This window comes from Rhizobium sp. BK529, from assembly GCF_014194105.1.
GTDB lineage: Bacteria > Pseudomonadota > Alphaproteobacteria > Rhizobiales > Rhizobiaceae > Rhizobium.
The window spans coordinates 453,255-468,814 of sequence record NZ_JACIAU010000002.1 but is presented as its reverse complement, the minus strand read 5'-3'; the positions used below and the strand labels follow the sequence as shown (position 1 = coordinate 468,814).

The following is a 15,560-nucleotide window of genomic DNA, read 5'->3' as shown; positions in this document are numbered from 1 at the left end:
TCTCTATAGCTTTGCGGCAGCGCCGGGAGTATCATTCGCGCCCGGTCTCAAAGAACGCCGCACACCTTCACCTCAATGACGCAAACTTGTGTTAGTGCCGATTGAGGGCCACCTGATTCGCTGGAGCGAGGATTTCTCGCTGTCCACCTTGTGGTATTGTCTCCAAGAGGCACCTCCAAGAAAAGCAAGACATGATCGAAAACGCGGCCATTTACTCAGCCTATGAGAGCTGAAGCTTCGATCTCCTGTGCATGTCGACGGCTTGTTATGGCAAGGGAATTGCAACTTAACGTTTTGCATTCGCTTCTGCCGCCAGCACATGCCTAGCATGTCAACTATCCGCCTTCGAAGGGCTGAAAGCGGCTCGCTCGATGCCGTGGCGCTGCAGCTTGTCATAGAACGTCTTGCGTGGGATGCCGAGTGTCTCAATGGTCCGACGCACGTTGCCCTCGTTGCGGGTCAATGTTTCGCGGATGATATCGGCCTCGAAGCGGTCGATCCTCGCCGGCAGAGACAGGGGAACCTCTTTGTCCTCCATCCCTCCCTGCTCCGGCTCCGCCGGCGTTGTTTCGAGGCCGAGTACGAAGCGCTCGGCAAAATGCGAGAGCTCGCGCACATTGCCCGGCCAGTCGTGGTTTCTCAGATGCCGATACAGCTGAGGTGAAGCCGAGGGAGCCGGGCGCTTGAAACGATTGGCAGCGCGTTCCGTGAAATGGGCGAAAAGAAGCGGGATGTCATCGCGCCGGTCGCGCAGCGGTGGGATGCTGATCGTAACGACATTGAGGCGATAGTAGAGATCCTCGCGGAATTCGCCACGCTGGCGCGGATCACCGAGATCGACCTTTGCAGCAGCGACGACACGCAAATCGACCGGCCGCACCTCGTTGGTGCCGAGCGGCATGACTTCACGCATTTCCAGCACGCGCAGCATCTGAACCTGCGCAGCAGCCGGCATGCTTTCGATTTCGTCGAGGAAAAGCGTCCCGCCGCTCGAATGTTCGATACGGCCGACACGCTTCTTTTGGGCCCCGGTAAAGGCACCGGCCTCATGGCCGAAGAGTTCGCTTTCGATCACCGTCTCCGGCAGAGCACCGCAGTTCAGCGCCACGAAGTTTCCTTTGGCACGGCGGCTCCAGCGGTGCAGAAGGCTCGCCACCACTTCCTTACCGCTGCCGGTCTCACCAGTTACCAGCACATCAACGTCGGTATCGGCAATCTGGCGGAGCGTCCGTCGCAAGCGCTCCATGGCCGGCGTCTGGCCGATCAGCGGCAGGTCGCTCTGTGCCTGTTCGGCGGCCTCGCGCAGCAATCGGTTGTCGAGCACGAGACGGCGCTTTTCCGCCGCCCGATGCACGCTCTGCACCAGCCGGTCAGCTGCGAAGGGCTTGGTGATGAAATCATAGGCTCCGTCCTGGATCGCCTTGACGGCCATCGGGATATCGCCATGCCCGGTGATCAGGATCACCGGCAGGTCTTCGTCCAGCCGGCGGATGCGATCGAAGAGCTGCAGCCCGTCAACATGCGGCATGCGGATATCCGAGACCACAACTCCGGAAAATTCTGATGTCAGCACCTTCAACGCCTCAGCGGCGGCGAGAAAGGTCGAAACGGAAAAGCCGGCAAGTTCCAGCGTCTGTTTCGTCGCCTTCAGGAGATCCTTGTCGTCATCGATAAGGAGGACTGGGATCATGTCGCTCATGCCTGTGCTCTCTGGATATGGACGGTAAAGCGCGTGCCGCACTCATTGCTATCGACCTCGATGCGGCCGCCATAATCGGAAATAATGTCCTTGGTAATGACGAGCCCAAGGCCGAGGCCCTTTTCCTTCGAGGTATTGAAGGGCGAAAAAAGCGAGCCGAGAATGTCTTGCGAAATGCCGGGGCCGTTGTCGGCGACAATCACAGCCACCTCGCCCTCAGTCTCCTCACAGAAGATATCCACCTTTGCTTCCTCCCTGCCTTCAAGCGCTTCGAGCGCATTCTGAAACAGATTGATCAGCACCTGTTCCAGGCGAACACGGTTTCCGCTCACCTTCAGGCCCGCTGACGGCAGCTTGATATTCAAGGCATCCAGCCGTCCGGCAAAGCGGCTTCGCAGCAGCATGACCGCCCCTTCAATGACGGCGCGCAGCTCCACCGGCTCGGCGGCGGTGCGGCCCTTGCGAGCAAAGGCCTTCAGCTCCTCGGTGATCATGCCGATGCGCTCCGTCAGGCCTGCAATCGCGTCGAGATTGTCGTCGGCTGATTCCGGCTGCTGGCGTTTAAGGAAGGTGCGGGCATTGTCTGCATAGGCGCGGATGGTCGCCACAGGCTGATTGATCTCATGCGCCACGCCCGCAGCCACCTGACCGAGGATCGCCAGACGATTCGCCTGGACGAGTTCCTGCTGCACCACCTGCAGCCTTGCTTCGGTTACGCGATGATCGGTTATCTCTTCCTGCAGCCTGTCACGGGCGCGGCTCAGATCCTCCGTGCGCTCCAGCACCCGGCGCTCCAGCAACTCTCGCGCGGCGCGTTCGGTCGCAATACGCATGCTCGCGATCTGGCGACGGCGCAGCAGGAAGGTCATGATAGCCAGCACGGGAAGGAGCCCGGCCAGTGTCAGCAACCGCCACTCGCGCACGGAAGTGGCGATCGGTGCTTCGGTCGGCACAAGATATTCGAGCTGCCACGATGTCGATGGCACCTCGGTGCGCAGCCGCAGGAACTCGCCCTCCCCGCCGCCCGGCATGATGGCACGCACGATCGCGGCTCCGGGTCGAAGTGCCTGACGCTCATCGATCGGCAATGGCAGCAGCGGCGCCTCGCCGAATTGCAGGCTGTTCCTGATCACCGCAAGACTTTCCTGCGGCAGCGGCTTTGCCGTCATGAAGCGCCAGGACGGTAGGCTGGTGATCAACACAACCCCATGCTCATCGGTGACATAGGCCGGTCGGGCTGCATCGCGCCAGTCGGATTCCAGCTGATCGAATTCCATCTTGACCACGACGACTCCGAGCGGATCTGCAGCATTCCCAACCCGCCGGGAAATATAAAGGCCGGGCCGGCTGCTGACATTGCCGAGCGCAAAATGCTCCGCCGTGCCCGTTTCCATCGCACGGCGGAAATAATCGCGAAAGGAATAGTCGTTGCCGACGAAGCTCAACGGCTCCTGCCAGTTGCTGGAAGCGATCGCGATGCCATTATTGCCGGTTACATACAGAACCGAGGCGCGGGTGCCGGCGACCAGACTCTGCAGCTTGCGATCAAGCCCCATGACGGCCTCGCCCTGCCCCGAGGCCAGAGCGTCTCGCACCTGCTGATCATCGGCGAGAAGCAGCGGCAGGGCTCGTGGTCCCTCGAGCACGGCGCGCAGCAGCGCCACCTTGAGATTGGCGTCCGTTTGCCCCTGATCCTCCAGTGCCGCGATTGCCTGCAAGCGGCCATAAGTGCCGGCGCCGTAAAGCGCTGCGCCAATCACGATGGCGGCAAGTGCCGCAAAGATCAGCCAGACGGAACGGGATCGCCGGCCGAGCTGTTCGAGTGTCAGGAAACGTTCAGATGCGATGCTTTGGTGCATGGCGGTATTGTGCATGTATTCGCACTGCGGGCAATTCACATTGTGCGAAAATCCGCACTTGTCCGAAAACGACGAAGATCATGAGCAATGATATCAATGGGTTAATGCGAGCCAGAAACTGGCACGCGCATTGCAAGCCATGTCCTCATCAGTCGGGAGGCTGTTTGACCATCATGACTTGCCCGCCGCCGCCTTGGCGCCGGCACAGTGGAGGACACCATGGATATCGCAATGAACCCTGCCGCGGAGCGCGGCAAGATTCCCTTTTACCGGCACCTCTACGTGCAGGTTCTGGCGGCCATCGCCGCCGGCATTCTGCTCGGCCACTTCTACCCGTCTCTTGGCGCTTCGTTGCAGCCGCTTGGAGATGCCTTCATCAAGCTCGTGCGCATGGTGATCGCGCCCGTCATCTTCCTGACTGTCACGACCGGCATTGCCGGCATGGCCGATCTCAAGAAGTTCGGCCGCGTCGTCGGCAAGGCGCTCGGTTATTTCCTCGTCTTCTCGACGCTGGCGCTCGTCGTCGGCCTCGTTGTCTCGAATGTCCTGCAGCCTGGCGCCGGCATGCATATCGATCCGGCAACGCTCGATACGAAAGCCGTCAACAACTACGCCGCTCAGGCCCATGACGCGACGGTCGTCGGCTTCCTGATGAACATCATCCCGGATACGATCGTCGGCGCTTTCGCCAAGGGTGATATCCTGCAGGTCCTGTTCTTCTCCGTGGTCTTCGGCATTGCGCTCGGTTCCGTCGGCGACCGCGGCAAACCCGTGCTTGACTTCTTCCAGGTTCTGACGGCCCCGGTCTTCCGCCTCGTCGCGATCCTGATGAAGTTTGCGCCGATCGGCGCCTTCGGCGCGATGGCCTTTACGATCGGCAAATACGGCATCGGCGCGATTGCCAACCTCGCCTTCCTGATCGGCACTTTCTATCTGACATCGCTGCTCTTCGTGCTGGTCGTGCTCGGCGCGGTCGCCCGCTATAATGGCTTCTCCATCCTGGCGCTGCTCCGCTATATCAAGGAAGAGCTGCTGCTGGTGCTTGGCACCTCCTCGTCCGAAGCCGCCCTGCCCGGCCTTATGAATAAGATGGAACAGGCCGGCTGCAAGCGCTCGGTCGTCGGCCTCGTCATTCCGACCGGCTATTCGTTCAACCTTGACGGAACCAATATCTACATGACGCTGGCAGCGCTCTTCATCGCTCAGGCGACGGACACGCATCTGAGCTTCGGCGATCAGATCCTGCTGCTGCTCGTGGCGATGCTGAGCTCTAAGGGCGCCGCAGGCATCACCGGTGCCGGCTTCATCACGCTTGCCGCCACACTCTCGGTCGTCCCCTCGGTTCCGATCGCCGGCATGGCGCTGATCCTCGGCATCGATCGCGTCATGTCGGAATGCCGTGCGCTGACGAACCTGGTCGGCAATGCGGTTGCTACCATCGTCGTCGCCCGCTGGGAAAACGAGCTCGATCAGACCCGTTTTGCCGCAGCAATGGCCGGCAATTTGCGCGATGACCGCGATCTGCTTGTTCCGGTGGCTCAGCCGGCGGAATGAGCTTAAGACAAATAAATTCTCCGCCAGTCGTGCGATTGGCGGAGGATCGCATTTGGTGTCGGCTGACACGCCATGAGGGGAGCAGCCTGTCGTCCGTCCGGATTAAAGTGCCAAGCCTGTGCCGCGGTCGAAAATATGGACCTGCTCGCTGGCGATATTCGCTTCGAAGCGAGCGCCATAACGAGCAGCATAATCCCCATCCACCACAGCCGTTACCGGTTGACCGGCAAGATCGAAGACGACATGGGTCTGAGCACCGGTCGGCTCGACGAGCAGGGTGTGCCCGGCAAGCGCACTTCCATCTTTGCCACCCGGCGTCAGATGCTCGGGGCGCAGGCCAATAGTCACCGCCTGACCGGGGCGAACCTTGCGGTCAGGAGCGATGCGGATCGCAGTGCCATCCGAAAGACGCGCGGCCGGCTTGCCGTCTTCGCCATCCACGGTACCATCCAGCATATTCATCGCCGGCGATCCGATGAACGCGGCCACGAAGAGATTGGCAGGTTTCTTATAGAGTTCAAGCGGCGTACCCTGCTGCTCCACTCTGCCCTGATTGAGCACGACGATGCGATCTGCAAGCGTCATCGCCTCGATCTGGTCATGCGTGACATAGATCGAGGTGGTTTTGACCTTCTGGTGCAACGTCTTTATTTCCGAACGCATCTGCACTCGCAGCTTGGCATCGAGGTTGGAGAGCGGCTCGTCGAACAGGAAGACGGCGGGATTTCGCACGATAGCGCGGCCCATGGCGACACGCTGGCGCTGGCCGCCGGAAAGCTGGGCCGGCTTGCGGTCGAGAAGCTGGGCGAGATCCAGCATTCGGGCGGCCTCGGCGACGCGGGCCTCGATCTGCGGTTTTGCGACACCGGCGAGCTTGAGATTGAAGCCCATGTTTTCTGCGACCGTCATATGCGGATAGAGCGCGTAGGACTGGAAGACCATTGCGATGTTGCGCTCGCGAGGCGTCATACCGTTGACGACATTACCGCCGATCGCGATCTCGCCATCCGTGATCTCCTCCAGGCCGGCGATCATCCGCAGCAGTGTCGATTTTCCGCAGCCGGACGGCCCGACAAGGGCGACGAATTCCCCATCCGCGATATCGAGCGAAATGCCGTGGATCACGTCGACGGCACCATAGGCCTTGCGAATGTCGCTCAGTGAAACGGATGCCATGATTGCACCTCCAATAGCTCGGGCTCAGGACTTCACGGCGCCGGCGGTCAATCCGGCGATGATGTGCCTCTGGGCGATGAAAAAGACGATGATGGTCGGCAGAATGGTGAGCGTGATGAAGGCCAGCACCAGCTGCCACTCAGTCCCGTATTCGCCGCGATAGACCATAATGCCGAGAGGCCAGGGATATTTAGACTCGGAATTCAACATGATCAGCGGCAGGATATAACTGTTCCAGCTGCCGACGAAGGAGATGATGCTGACGGTAGCGACGATGGGGCGGGAAAGCGGCAGCGATATATGCCAGAAGAAGCGCAGATAACCGCAGCCATCGACGAACGCCGCCTGGAACAATTCTTCCGGAAGATTGCGGAAATAGTTGCGAAACAAGAGGATGCTCATGCCCAGACCGAAGGCCACCTGCGGCAGCACCACGCCCCAATAGGTGTTCAAGAGGCCAAGATCGCGGATGCGGATGAAGAGCGGCAGGATCGCGGTCGCAGCAGGAAACATCAGGCCGAGCAAAAAATAATTGAGCAGGAAGGACGAGCCGAAGAACCGGACATGGGCAAAGGCAAAAGCCGCCATGGACGAGACGATCAGCGTCAGGAGCACAGTGAGAGCTGCGATGACGAGCGAGTTGCCGATCTGCAGCCAATAACGCTCACCGAAGAGAATGTCGGTATAATTCGCCCATTGCCATTCCGTTGGCAGGCCGAAAGGGTTGGTGCGCAGGTCGCCTAGCGTCTTAAAGCCGCCGAGTGCCGTCGTCACCAGCGGCACGAGCACGATCGCGGCAATTAGGCTCAGCGACGCGTAGAGGTAGACGCGCGTAGACACGCTCATGCGAATGGAAGAGCTCATATCAGTCATGGCGCATGAAGATCCTTTTGTAACCGAAGGCGAGCGTGACGCAGATGATGAAGAGCACCACGCCGACGGCGCTCCCCAAACCCACCTGCATACGCATGACGCCATAGGTGTAGAGGAAGGTGACCATCGTCTGCGTGGAATTGGACGGCCCGCCGCCTGTCAGCGGCATGATCATGTCGAAGAGCTGCAGCGAGCCGACGACCGCGAAGAAAATCGAAAGGCGCAGGGTTGAGCCGAGCAGCGGCAGCGTGACGTAACGAAATTTCTGCCAGCCGGTTGCGCCATCGATTTCGGCCGCCTCTAGCACGTTCTTGTCGACGGACTGCAGGCCGGCGATAAACAGCATCATGTGGAAACCAAAATATTTCCAGACGATGACCCCGAGTATCGCATAGATCGCTACGTCCTTGTCGGCGAGCACATAAGGATTGGCGAAACCGAAGAAATTGGAAACGGCCGCAAACAGGCCGTAATCGCCGTCGTAGACGAAGCGCCAGATGAGGCCAGCGGCGACATCCGCCAGCACATAGGGCAGGAAAAAGATCAGGCGGAAGCCGACTACGCCGGGAATGCGGTGGGCAAGCATTGTCGCCAGCCAGATGGCGAGCGGCACCTGAATGCAGATCGAGATGACAATGATCAGGCCGTTATTGATCAGGGCCTGCGTGAAAGCCGGATTGCGGAACAGGACCTGGAAATTGCGGAGTGCTACGAACTCGGTCGGCGTACCGTATCCGTTCCATTTATAAAGGCTGTACCACGCCGCTTCGCCCATCGGCATGATAACGAAGAGCGTGAAGAGCACCAGCGCCGGCGGAAGAAAGATTAGAAGCACCGTGAGCCGGTCATGGGCAACCGAACTTTTTCCGTTTGCGGCTCGTCTTGTCTGCCTTGCCGTGGCTGACATAGAGGGGACTGAAATATTGGCCATGGCACCTGCTTTCGTGTCTCGTCGGCGGTCGTGCCGGCGCTCCGAGCTTGGCTGGAGCGCCGGGAAAGCTCTGCGGGCGCGGGTTATTGTTCCAGTTCGAAAGCGTCCTGTATCATCTGGGCGCCGTCCTTGGAATTCATCTGTCCGGAGACGATTTCCACTGACACGTCGTTGACGACGCGACCGACGGCTGCACCGAGATCCTGGTCGAAGAAGTTCTGATGCCAAGTCGAACCCGCGAGCTGTTTTGCCGAGTCGGCTAGCAGCGGGTTGACGACGCCGTCATCCGCGCCGACCGCGACAGGCAGGAGCATACCGGCTTTAGCCATGGCGCGCTCATTGTCCGCATTCGTCAGGAAAGCAAGGAAATCGATCGCTTCCTTGGAGGCCTTTTTGGTGACGGCCCAGCCGTTCAGGCCGCCGAGCGTGTCTGTCGGCTTGCCGGCGCCACCTTCGACCGCCGGGAAGACGAAACGGCCGATATTGTCAGGTGCCAGCCCCTTACCGTCGCCGGCATTCTTACGCTGGTTCGCCTCAGTATTTTCAAAGCCGAGGATCATCGCGGCCTTGCCGTCACCAAACACGCCAAGCGTTTGCGGCCAGGTCGCGCCGAGATAGCCGGGCTGGAACGGTTCGAGCTTGCCGAGTTCGGCGAGGTCGTCGCCAGCCTTGATGATGGCAGGATCGAGGAAACCTTCGCCCTCGCCCTTCTTGGCGGCTTCAAACACCTTCTGACCGCCTTCGCGCATGACGAGGTAGCTCCAATAGAAGTGGATCGGCCATTTCTCGCCGCCGCCGCCCGCAATTGGCACGATTCCGGCCGCCTTGATCTTCTTCACAGCCTCAAGAAAATCGGTCCAGGTCTTGATGTCCTCAGCCTTGACGTTAGCCTTGGCAAACAGTGCCTTATTGTAGAAGAAGCTGACGAGCCCAACCTTGTAAGGGATCGCCCAGGTCTTGCCGTCGAAGGTCAGGCCGTTGACGGAAGCCGGGGTATAGGCGTTGCGCAGCTTGCCGCCATCGGCATCGAGGGCTGCCGTCACATCCTGCAGCGCGCCAGTCTCGGACTGCTGTTTCAAAACGCCGCCGCCCCAGCTGTAAAAGAAGTCCGGCACATCGTCCGATTGCAGCAATGTCGGCAGCTTAGCTTTGAAGGCTTCGTTTTCGAGGAACTGCATCTGGATATCGACATCGGGATGCTGGGCTTCGTATTTTTTGACGATATCCTCCCAGACCGCGACGAATTTCGGGTCGAGTTCGAGATGCAACCATTTGACCACGGTGGCCGCAGAAGCCGCACTTGCTCCTGCCAACAACATGCCGGCAGCAACAGCCATAGACGCGATGCGCCTGCCGCCAAAAACGGCGCTCTTGGACATAAAATTCATGATTTTCCTCCCAGGGGACCTATCCTCACAATTTTTCCCCTATGCGGATTAATTCAACGGAGCTTTTGTCGGATGTCAAGCCAACCGCTGTATTTTTCATCAAATTCGCTTGACAGCTCCGTGTGTTTACCTGCTATTTATTTCGTAACCCGTTAAAAATATTAGGCGGCTTGCCCCAACAGGCCGATTGCCTGGCTGATTTTCATGAAGACTGCAGATCCCGAATTGATGCGTGCGATCAACCGCTTGAACGTGCTCGATACGATCCGGCGCCATGGTCCGATCTCTCGTATCCAGATCAGCGAGCGCACGGAGCTTTCGACCACGACGGTTTCCGCCATCACCGCCTCGCTGCTCGACGACGGACTGATCCTGCCGCGTCATGAGGGCGATATCCGTAATGAGGCCGTGCGAGGAAGGCCTCGCGTGATGCTGGAACTCAACCCCGATGCCGCCCGCGTAGTCGGCGCCAAGATTGCCGCCAGCCGCATGGTTTTCGTCGTCACGAATTTCCGGGGAGACGTGCTCTCCAGGCTGACGCTGCCGATCCGCATCGATCGTCAGCCGATCGCCGTCATCGCCGATCTCGTCGAAGACGGCGTTCGACGTTGTGTCGTCGATATCGGCCTGTCGCTCGATGATATAGACAGCATCTGCCTGGCGCTTCCCGGCGTCATCGAGCACCGCACGGGCTATATCCGCTCAAGCCCGATATTCCGCGAAATCAACGTTGATTTTGCTAAAGAAATGTCTGCCCGCCTGTCCACACCAACGATCATTGAGAGCGATGCACATGCCATCACGCTCGGCCATCACTGGTTCGGCAAGGCCCGCGATCTGGAAGACATGGTGCTGATCTCACTGGAACAGACGCTGGGTCTCGGCGTGCTGCATGACAACCAGCTTTTCCGCGGCGCCGGCGGCCTCAGCCACAATCTCGGCGATCTCGTCCTCGGCATGGGACAACAGGGCGTGGTCCGGCTTTCCAGCCGTGCTGGGGAAAGCGCTATTCTCGGCGAGCGGCAAGCTGATGGACGTTTTGCCGAAGCGGTACGCCTCGGCCGCGGGATGACGCATGTGCAGGCAATGATCCAGGCCGATGACGACCAACTGATCGGTGCAGCAGCACGGGCCGGCGAGGCAGTGGGGCTGACCATCGCCAATATCGTTACCCTCTTTGCACCGCCGCGCGTCATTCTCGTCGGTTCCTCGCTTGCGCTTGGCGAGCCCTTCCTCAACAGTCTGCGAGATGCCTACGCCCTGGCCATCCCGCCATCCCTGCAAGGCGTCAGCGAGCTCGTCTTCGACGATTCCACCGACGACTTCTGGGCACAGGGCGCGGCCGCCGTTGCCCTCTACGAACTCTATGAATCGCCATGGAGCACCACGGGACCGGCGCTCTGAGGCGCAAAACCAGTATTATTGGAGGATATGATGGAAAAAGTCGGTATCGGCATCATTGGATGCGGCAATATTTCGGGCGCCTATCTCAAGGCGATGACATCGGCCTTCCCGATCCTAGATATCCGCGGGCTCGCTGACCTCAACCGCGAACTCGCCGAGGCAAAGGCCGCCGAATTCAACCTTCAGGCTAGGACTGTCGATGAACTTCTCGCCGATTCGAAGGTCGAGATCATCGTCAACCTGACCATTCCGAAGGCCCACGTCGCCGTTGGCCTGCAGGCGCTGGAGGCCGGCAAGCACACCTATTCGGAAAAACCGCTCGGGATTAATTTCGCGGAAGGGAAAAAACTGGCTGATGCCGCCAGGGCCAAGGGCTTGCGCATCGGTGCAGCCCCTGACACGTTCCTCGGCGGCGGTCATCAGACTGCCCGCGCCTTGATCGACGAGGGCGTCATCGGCATTCCAGTCGGCGGTACTGCGACCTTCATGTGCCCGGGGCACGAGCGCTGGCACCCCAACCCGGCTTTCTATTATGAAGTTGGCGGCGGCCCGATGCTCGATATGGGTCCCTACTACATCACCGACCTCGTCAATCTACTCGGGCCGGTCGCCAAGGTTGCAGGCTTCGCGGTCACGCCGCGCAATGAGCGCGTCATCACCAGCGAGCCGCGCAACGGCGAACGCATTCCCGTACATGTTCCGACCCACGTTGCCGGCGTCATGGCGTTTGCCAATGGCGCTGTCGTGCAGATCGGCATGAGCTTCGATGTCGCCGGCCACAAACATGTGCCGCTCGAAGTCTACGGCACCGAAGGCACGTTGATCGTGCCGGATCCCAACCGCTTTGCCGGCCCTGTCGAATACCTGAAGAAGGGCGGCCAGTTCGAGGACCAGCCCGTGACCCTGCCTTACGCCGACGGCAACTACCGCTCTCTTGGCGTCGCCGATCTCGCTCACGCCATCCGGTCGAACCGGCCGCACCGTGCGAACGGCGACTTGGCACTGCATGTGCTCGAAGTGATGGAAGCCTTCCAGAAGGCTTCCGACACCGGCACCACTGTGACACTGACCACAACAACGGAGCGCCCCGCTCCGCTCTCTCAATCCCTCGTCGACGGACTGCTCGGCAAGTAACATTCAGGAGGAATACAGGATGCGTGAAGCACTGATCGTCTGGGGCGGCTGGGCAGGCCATGAACCGGAACAATGCGCCGCAATCATCAAGGGCATACTCGAGGAAGACGGCTTCAAAGTCTATGTCGAACATAGCACGGAAGCCTTTGCCGACCCGTCGATCCACGATCTGAGCCTGATCGTCCCCGTGATCACCATGTCGAAGATTGAGAAGGAAGAGGTCAAGAACCTCGCGGCCGCCGTCGAAAGCGGCGTCGGCATTGCCGGCTATCACGGCGGCGCCGGCGACAGCTTCCGCGAATCGACCGACTATCAGTTCATCATCGGCGGCCAGTGGGTTGCCCATCCCGGCAACATCATCAACTATACGGTCAACATCACCCGGCCGGACGATCCGCTGATGGAGGGAATCTCCGATTTTCCCTATAATTCCGAACAGTATTACATGCATGTCGACCCCTCGAACGAGGTGCTGGCGACAACGACCTTCACCGGCGAACATGCTTATTGGATCGACGGTGTGACCATGCCGGTTGTCTGGAAGCGCAAATACGGCAAGGGCCGCGTGTTCTATTCTTCACTCGGCCATGTCGCCAAGGAATTCGACGTGCCGCAGATGCGCACGATTTTCCGCCGCGGCGCCAACTGGGCGGCTCGCTGATCCGGCTTGACCTAAAAGCTGCCGGTGCCCCGCCGGCAGCTTCGAATAAAAGCGCATATTCGCGCTGCATACGGGTGCCAAAACCCATCTTTATGCGTTACTGCTGTGGGAACAACGAACCGAACAGCAAGACAATGAGCGACAACGTTATCAAGTTTCGCAAGCCGAAGCCCCCGCCGAAAGCACCCAATCCCATGCTCCGCAAGCTGATGATCATCGCAGCCGTGATCATCGTCTTTGCCGCCGCCTGGGCCTATTTTCAGGTCACGGGCACGCCGGCGCCCTAACCAGCGAGGGACAGTCCGATGAGCGTTCGTTTACCGCAATCGTTCAGGCAGTCGTTTTCGCCCGAGGGTGGGGTGAATGCGCTCGAATACGAGATGATGTCGGAGCGCGCGAGCTCCCTCGGGCGCAACGGACTGAAAGTCGAATCGGCGCTGGCCGCTCTCAAAGCCTGGAATCCCGATCGCCATAGTGACGAGCAGCGCGAGACGCTGGTTAACGAGGCCTCCGATGCAGTCTGGGCGCTCTTCGTCCAGCGCGAGATCTGCGGGCTTCGCAACAACAAGGACATTGTCCAGCGCTACGCCATCCCGGGCGAAGTACTGGCAAGGGTCGGTATCATCAGGAAATAGCCGCTCGAGGCGACGCCTCCCGCTGCGCGGCTGACGCAGGATGCAAGGCGGCGAATTCGCGCGCTTCCCTCTCCAACCATTCGCAGAAGAGCGAAGATTTTCGATTTCGCCTCGCGCGACGCAGGGCCACATATTCATGGCCTCTGTCGAGAAAACCATGCGGAGCCATGAGCCGCCCGAAGCGGATATCGTCCGTCACATAGGGCCATGGCACCACACAGACACCAAGCCCGGCATTGGCGGCCTCGTCCTGAGCTGCGATCCCAACGATTTGAGCGCTCCTTGCTGTACGACTATGCGCCCGAGATGATTGCCGTCGAAGCAAGTCGCTATCCGTCCATGCAGACCATTGCCGATGATCTCGGTGGCACCGTCGAGATCTTGCCGGTGCCGATCCCGCTCACCTGTATCGACGGCTTCGGCGAGGCCTCTTACGGACGGCCGGAGCTCATGCTCGATCCAGGCGCTCGGCGCGCGAACTCGGCCTGGAGCTTCGTCGACCCGTCGATCGGCGAACGTTTCGCGGCCGAACTCGACCGAGATCTCCGGGACGGCACTTGGCATGCACGCTATCGGCATCTGCACACGCAAGCTTTCTTCGAAGGATCGCTCCGCCTGATCGTTACCCGGCCTAGCGCTCTGGGCTGAAGAAGCGGTTCTCCGGCCGCGGGAGGCCGAGATGGTCGCGCAACGTCGCGCCTTCGTACTCCCTGCGGAACAGACCACGACGCTGCAGTTCCGGAACCAGGCGCGTAGTGACGTCGTCGAGCCCCTGCGGCAGGTAGGGAAAGACGACGTTGAAGCCGTCGGATCCCTCTTCGTCCAGCCAGCGCTCCATCTCGTCGGCAATGCTTGCGGGCGTGCCGACGAAAGCCAGGCCGGAATAACCGCCGTAACGCTGGGCAAGTTGGCGCACAGTCAGGTTTTCCTCCTGCGCCAGCTTGATGACCTGGGCGCGGCCGGTCTTGCTGGCGTTGGTATCAGGAATATCCTCCGGCAGTGGCGCGTCCGGATCGAAGCCCGAGGCATCGTGGCCGAGCGCGATGGACAGCGAGGCGATGGCGCTGTCGTAATGAACAAGGCTGTCGAGCGCGAGGCGCTTGGCACGCGCCTCCTCGATGCTGTCTCCGATGACGACGAAGGCGGCGGGCAGCATTTTCAGATGGTCGCGATTGCGGCCGACGGCCTCCATCCGCCCCTTGATATCGGCGTACAGAACCTTGCCGCCGGCAAGATCACGCGGCGAACAGAAAACCACTTCCGCCGTTTCGGCAGCAAGTTGGCGGCCTGGATCCGATTGACCGGCCTGCACGATGACAGGCCAACCCTGGACCGGACGGGCGATATTCAACGGCCCGCGCACGCTCAGTTCCTCGCCCTTATGGTTCAGCACATGCATTTTGTCGGGATCGAAATAAATTCCGCTCTCGCGATCGCGGATGAAGGCATCGTCGGCAAAACTATCCCAGAGGCCAGTGACGACGTCGTAGAATTCGCGCGCCCGCTTGTAACGCTCGCCATGCTCGACATGCTCGTCGAGACCGAAATTGAGGGCGGCATCGGGATTGGACGTCGTCACGATGTTCCAGGCGGCACGGCCATTGCTGATATGGTCCAGCGACGCGAAGCGTCGGGCGATGTGATAGGGCTCGTCGAAAGTCGTCGAGGCTGTCGCCGCAAGCCCTATCCTCTCGGTGACGGCGGCAAGCGCCGAAAGCAGCGTGAAGGGCTCGAAAGAGGTCACCGTATGGCTGCGCTGCAGCGCCTCAACCGGCATGTTGAGCACCGCCAGATGATCCGCCATGAAGAAGGCGTCGAATTTCGCGGCCTCAAGCTTCTGCGCGAAGGACTTGAGATGGGCGAAATTGAAATTGGCGTCCGGATAGGAACCGGGATAACGCCATGCGCCGGTGTGCAGGCTGACGGGACGCATAAAAGCGCCGAGGCGCAACTGCCGTGAACGGGTCATGTTTTCCTCATGGATCGGGGCGAAGCGGCAGCCCGCCCTCTGCTGAACGCTGATGCCGGAATGACGTATCCGTCTTCGATTACGTAGGTGTTGACGCACGCCAATTCGAGATGGGCTGCGGCAATTCCGCCACGGAGCTGGTCAGGTCTGGGCGGTCCAATGGGCCGTGAGGTTAGCGGCTAGGCTGAGGCTTGGATAAGCAAGCACTTTTTATTTTCTATGGCATCTATAGAATTTATAATCTTACCTCTCGCTTCGATTTCTTTCACCCATAAAC

14 protein-coding genes are annotated in these 15,560 nt (G+C 60.0%); 7 read left to right on the top strand and 7 right to left on the bottom strand.

The features are described 5' to 3' along the window. Positions 1 to 331 precede the first annotated feature (331 nt). Together FHX08_RS19235 and FHX08_RS19230 are read right to left on the bottom strand one after the other, a co-directional pair. Entirely contained in the window at positions 332 to 1,699 is a 1,368-nt protein-coding gene (locus tag FHX08_RS19235) for a sigma-54 dependent transcriptional regulator (RefSeq protein WP_132655123.1), read from the bottom strand. Then, positions 1,696 to 3,573: a sensor histidine kinase gene (locus FHX08_RS19230; RefSeq protein WP_132655121.1), complete on the bottom strand. Its 1,878-nt coding sequence runs from the start codon at positions 3,571 to 3,573 to the stop codon at positions 1,696 to 1,698. Before FHX08_RS19230 ends, FHX08_RS19235 begins: the two co-directional genes overlap by 4 nt. A gap of 204 nt (positions 3,574 to 3,777) precedes the next feature. Between FHX08_RS19230 and FHX08_RS19225 the strand changes: the two genes are divergently transcribed. Then, a complete protein-coding gene (locus FHX08_RS19225; RefSeq protein ID WP_184327562.1) occupies positions 3,778 to 5,112 on the top strand; it encodes a dicarboxylate/amino acid:cation symporter in 1,335 nt (444 codons plus the stop codon). A gap of 102 nt (positions 5,113 to 5,214) precedes the next feature. Here the strand turns inward: FHX08_RS19225 and FHX08_RS19220 are convergent, their stop codons facing one another. The 4 genes from FHX08_RS19220 to FHX08_RS19205 form a co-directional block, all read right to left on the bottom strand. Continuing rightward, the gene (locus tag FHX08_RS19220) at positions 5,215 to 6,288 is read right to left on the bottom strand and encodes an ABC transporter ATP-binding protein (protein ID WP_132655117.1); all 1,074 of its coding nucleotides are present in this window, start codon (positions 6,286 to 6,288) and stop codon (positions 5,215 to 5,217) included. Between the two features lie 24 nt (positions 6,289 to 6,312). Then, positions 6,313 to 7,161 (bottom strand): carbohydrate ABC transporter permease, encoded by an 849-nt coding sequence (locus FHX08_RS19215; RefSeq protein WP_132655115.1) that lies wholly within the window; start codon positions 7,159 to 7,161, stop codon positions 6,313 to 6,315. After that, positions 7,154 to 8,092, bottom strand: a complete 939-nt coding sequence (locus tag FHX08_RS19210) for a carbohydrate ABC transporter permease (protein ID WP_132655113.1) — start codon at positions 8,090 to 8,092, stop codon at positions 7,154 to 7,156. Before FHX08_RS19210 ends, FHX08_RS19215 begins: the two co-directional genes overlap by 8 nt. An 83-nt stretch (positions 8,093 to 8,175) precedes the next feature. Continuing rightward, the gene (locus FHX08_RS19205; protein ID WP_132655111.1) at positions 8,176 to 9,480 is read right to left on the bottom strand and encodes an ABC transporter substrate-binding protein; all 1,305 of its coding nucleotides are present in this window, start codon (positions 9,478 to 9,480) and stop codon (positions 8,176 to 8,178) included. 204 nt (positions 9,481 to 9,684) lie between these two features. On the opposite strand from FHX08_RS19205, the gene FHX08_RS19200 reads away from it, so the two are divergent. The 6 genes from FHX08_RS19200 (at position 9,685) to FHX08_RS19175 (ending at position 13,962) form a co-directional block, all read left to right on the top strand. After that, positions 9,685 to 10,884, top strand: a complete 1,200-nt coding sequence (locus FHX08_RS19200; protein WP_132655109.1) for an ROK family transcriptional regulator — start codon at positions 9,685 to 9,687, stop codon at positions 10,882 to 10,884. A gap of 30 nt (positions 10,885 to 10,914) precedes the next feature. Next, positions 10,915 to 12,018, top strand: a complete 1,104-nt coding sequence (locus tag FHX08_RS19195) for a Gfo/Idh/MocA family protein (RefSeq protein ID WP_132655445.1) — start codon at positions 10,915 to 10,917, stop codon at positions 12,016 to 12,018. Positions 12,019 to 12,037: 19 nt separating this feature from the next. Then, positions 12,038 to 12,679, top strand: a complete 642-nt coding sequence (locus FHX08_RS19190) for a ThuA domain-containing protein (RefSeq protein ID WP_132655107.1) — start codon at positions 12,038 to 12,040, stop codon at positions 12,677 to 12,679. A 134-nt stretch (positions 12,680 to 12,813) separates the two neighbouring features. Continuing rightward, a complete protein-coding gene (locus FHX08_RS19185; protein WP_165911926.1) occupies positions 12,814 to 12,966 on the top strand; it encodes a hypothetical protein in 153 nt (50 codons plus the stop codon). An 18-nt stretch (positions 12,967 to 12,984) separates the two neighbouring features. Further along, positions 12,985 to 13,314 carry a DUF6665 family protein gene (locus FHX08_RS19180; protein ID WP_132655105.1) on the top strand — a complete coding sequence of 110 codons (330 nt, stop codon included), beginning with the start codon at positions 12,985 to 12,987 and terminating at the stop codon, positions 13,312 to 13,314. Positions 13,315 to 13,596: 282 nt separating this feature from the next. Then, a complete protein-coding gene (locus tag FHX08_RS19175) occupies positions 13,597 to 13,962 on the top strand; it encodes a hypothetical protein (RefSeq protein ID WP_245508309.1) in 366 nt (121 codons plus the stop codon). Here FHX08_RS19175 and FHX08_RS19170 read toward each other — a convergent pair. Continuing rightward, complete coding sequence (locus FHX08_RS19170) at positions 13,946 to 15,283, bottom strand: LLM class flavin-dependent oxidoreductase (protein ID WP_132655103.1); 1,338 nt, start codon at positions 15,281 to 15,283, stop codon at positions 13,946 to 13,948. The two genes, FHX08_RS19175 and FHX08_RS19170, sit on opposite strands and share 17 nt — an antisense overlap. Positions 15,284 to 15,560: the final 277 nt, after the last annotated feature.

Excerpts from the sequence above, each read along its gene's own strand:
- FHX08_RS19235 (WP_132655123.1), bottom strand. The coding sequence starts at position 1,699 with ATGAGCGACATGATCCCAGTCCTCCTTATCGATGACGACAAGGATCTC.
- FHX08_RS19230 (WP_132655121.1), bottom strand. The coding sequence starts at position 3,573 with ATGCACAATACCGCCATGCACCAAAGCATCGCATCTGAACGTTTCCTG.
- FHX08_RS19225 (WP_184327562.1), top strand. The coding sequence starts at position 3,778 with ATGGATATCGCAATGAACCCTGCCGCGGAGCGCGGCAAGATTCCCTTT.
- FHX08_RS19220 (WP_132655117.1), bottom strand. The coding sequence starts at position 6,288 with ATGGCATCCGTTTCACTGAGCGACATTCGCAAGGCCTATGGTGCCGTC.
- FHX08_RS19215 (WP_132655115.1), bottom strand. The coding sequence starts at position 7,161 with ATGACTGATATGAGCTCTTCCATTCGCATGAGCGTGTCTACGCGCGTC.
- FHX08_RS19210 (WP_132655113.1), bottom strand. The coding sequence starts at position 8,092 with ATGGCCAATATTTCAGTCCCCTCTATGTCAGCCACGGCAAGGCAGACA.
- FHX08_RS19205 (WP_132655111.1), bottom strand. The coding sequence starts at position 9,480 with ATGAATTTTATGTCCAAGAGCGCCGTTTTTGGCGGCAGGCGCATCGCG.
- FHX08_RS19200 (WP_132655109.1), top strand. The coding sequence starts at position 9,685 with ATGAAGACTGCAGATCCCGAATTGATGCGTGCGATCAACCGCTTGAAC.
- FHX08_RS19195 (WP_132655445.1), top strand. The coding sequence starts at position 10,915 with ATGGAAAAAGTCGGTATCGGCATCATTGGATGCGGCAATATTTCGGGC.
- FHX08_RS19190 (WP_132655107.1), top strand. The coding sequence starts at position 12,038 with ATGCGTGAAGCACTGATCGTCTGGGGCGGCTGGGCAGGCCATGAACCG.
- FHX08_RS19185 (WP_165911926.1), top strand. The coding sequence starts at position 12,814 with ATGAGCGACAACGTTATCAAGTTTCGCAAGCCGAAGCCCCCGCCGAAA.
- FHX08_RS19180 (WP_132655105.1), top strand. The coding sequence starts at position 12,985 with ATGAGCGTTCGTTTACCGCAATCGTTCAGGCAGTCGTTTTCGCCCGAG.
- FHX08_RS19170 (WP_132655103.1), bottom strand. The coding sequence starts at position 15,283 with ATGACCCGTTCACGGCAGTTGCGCCTCGGCGCTTTTATGCGTCCCGTC.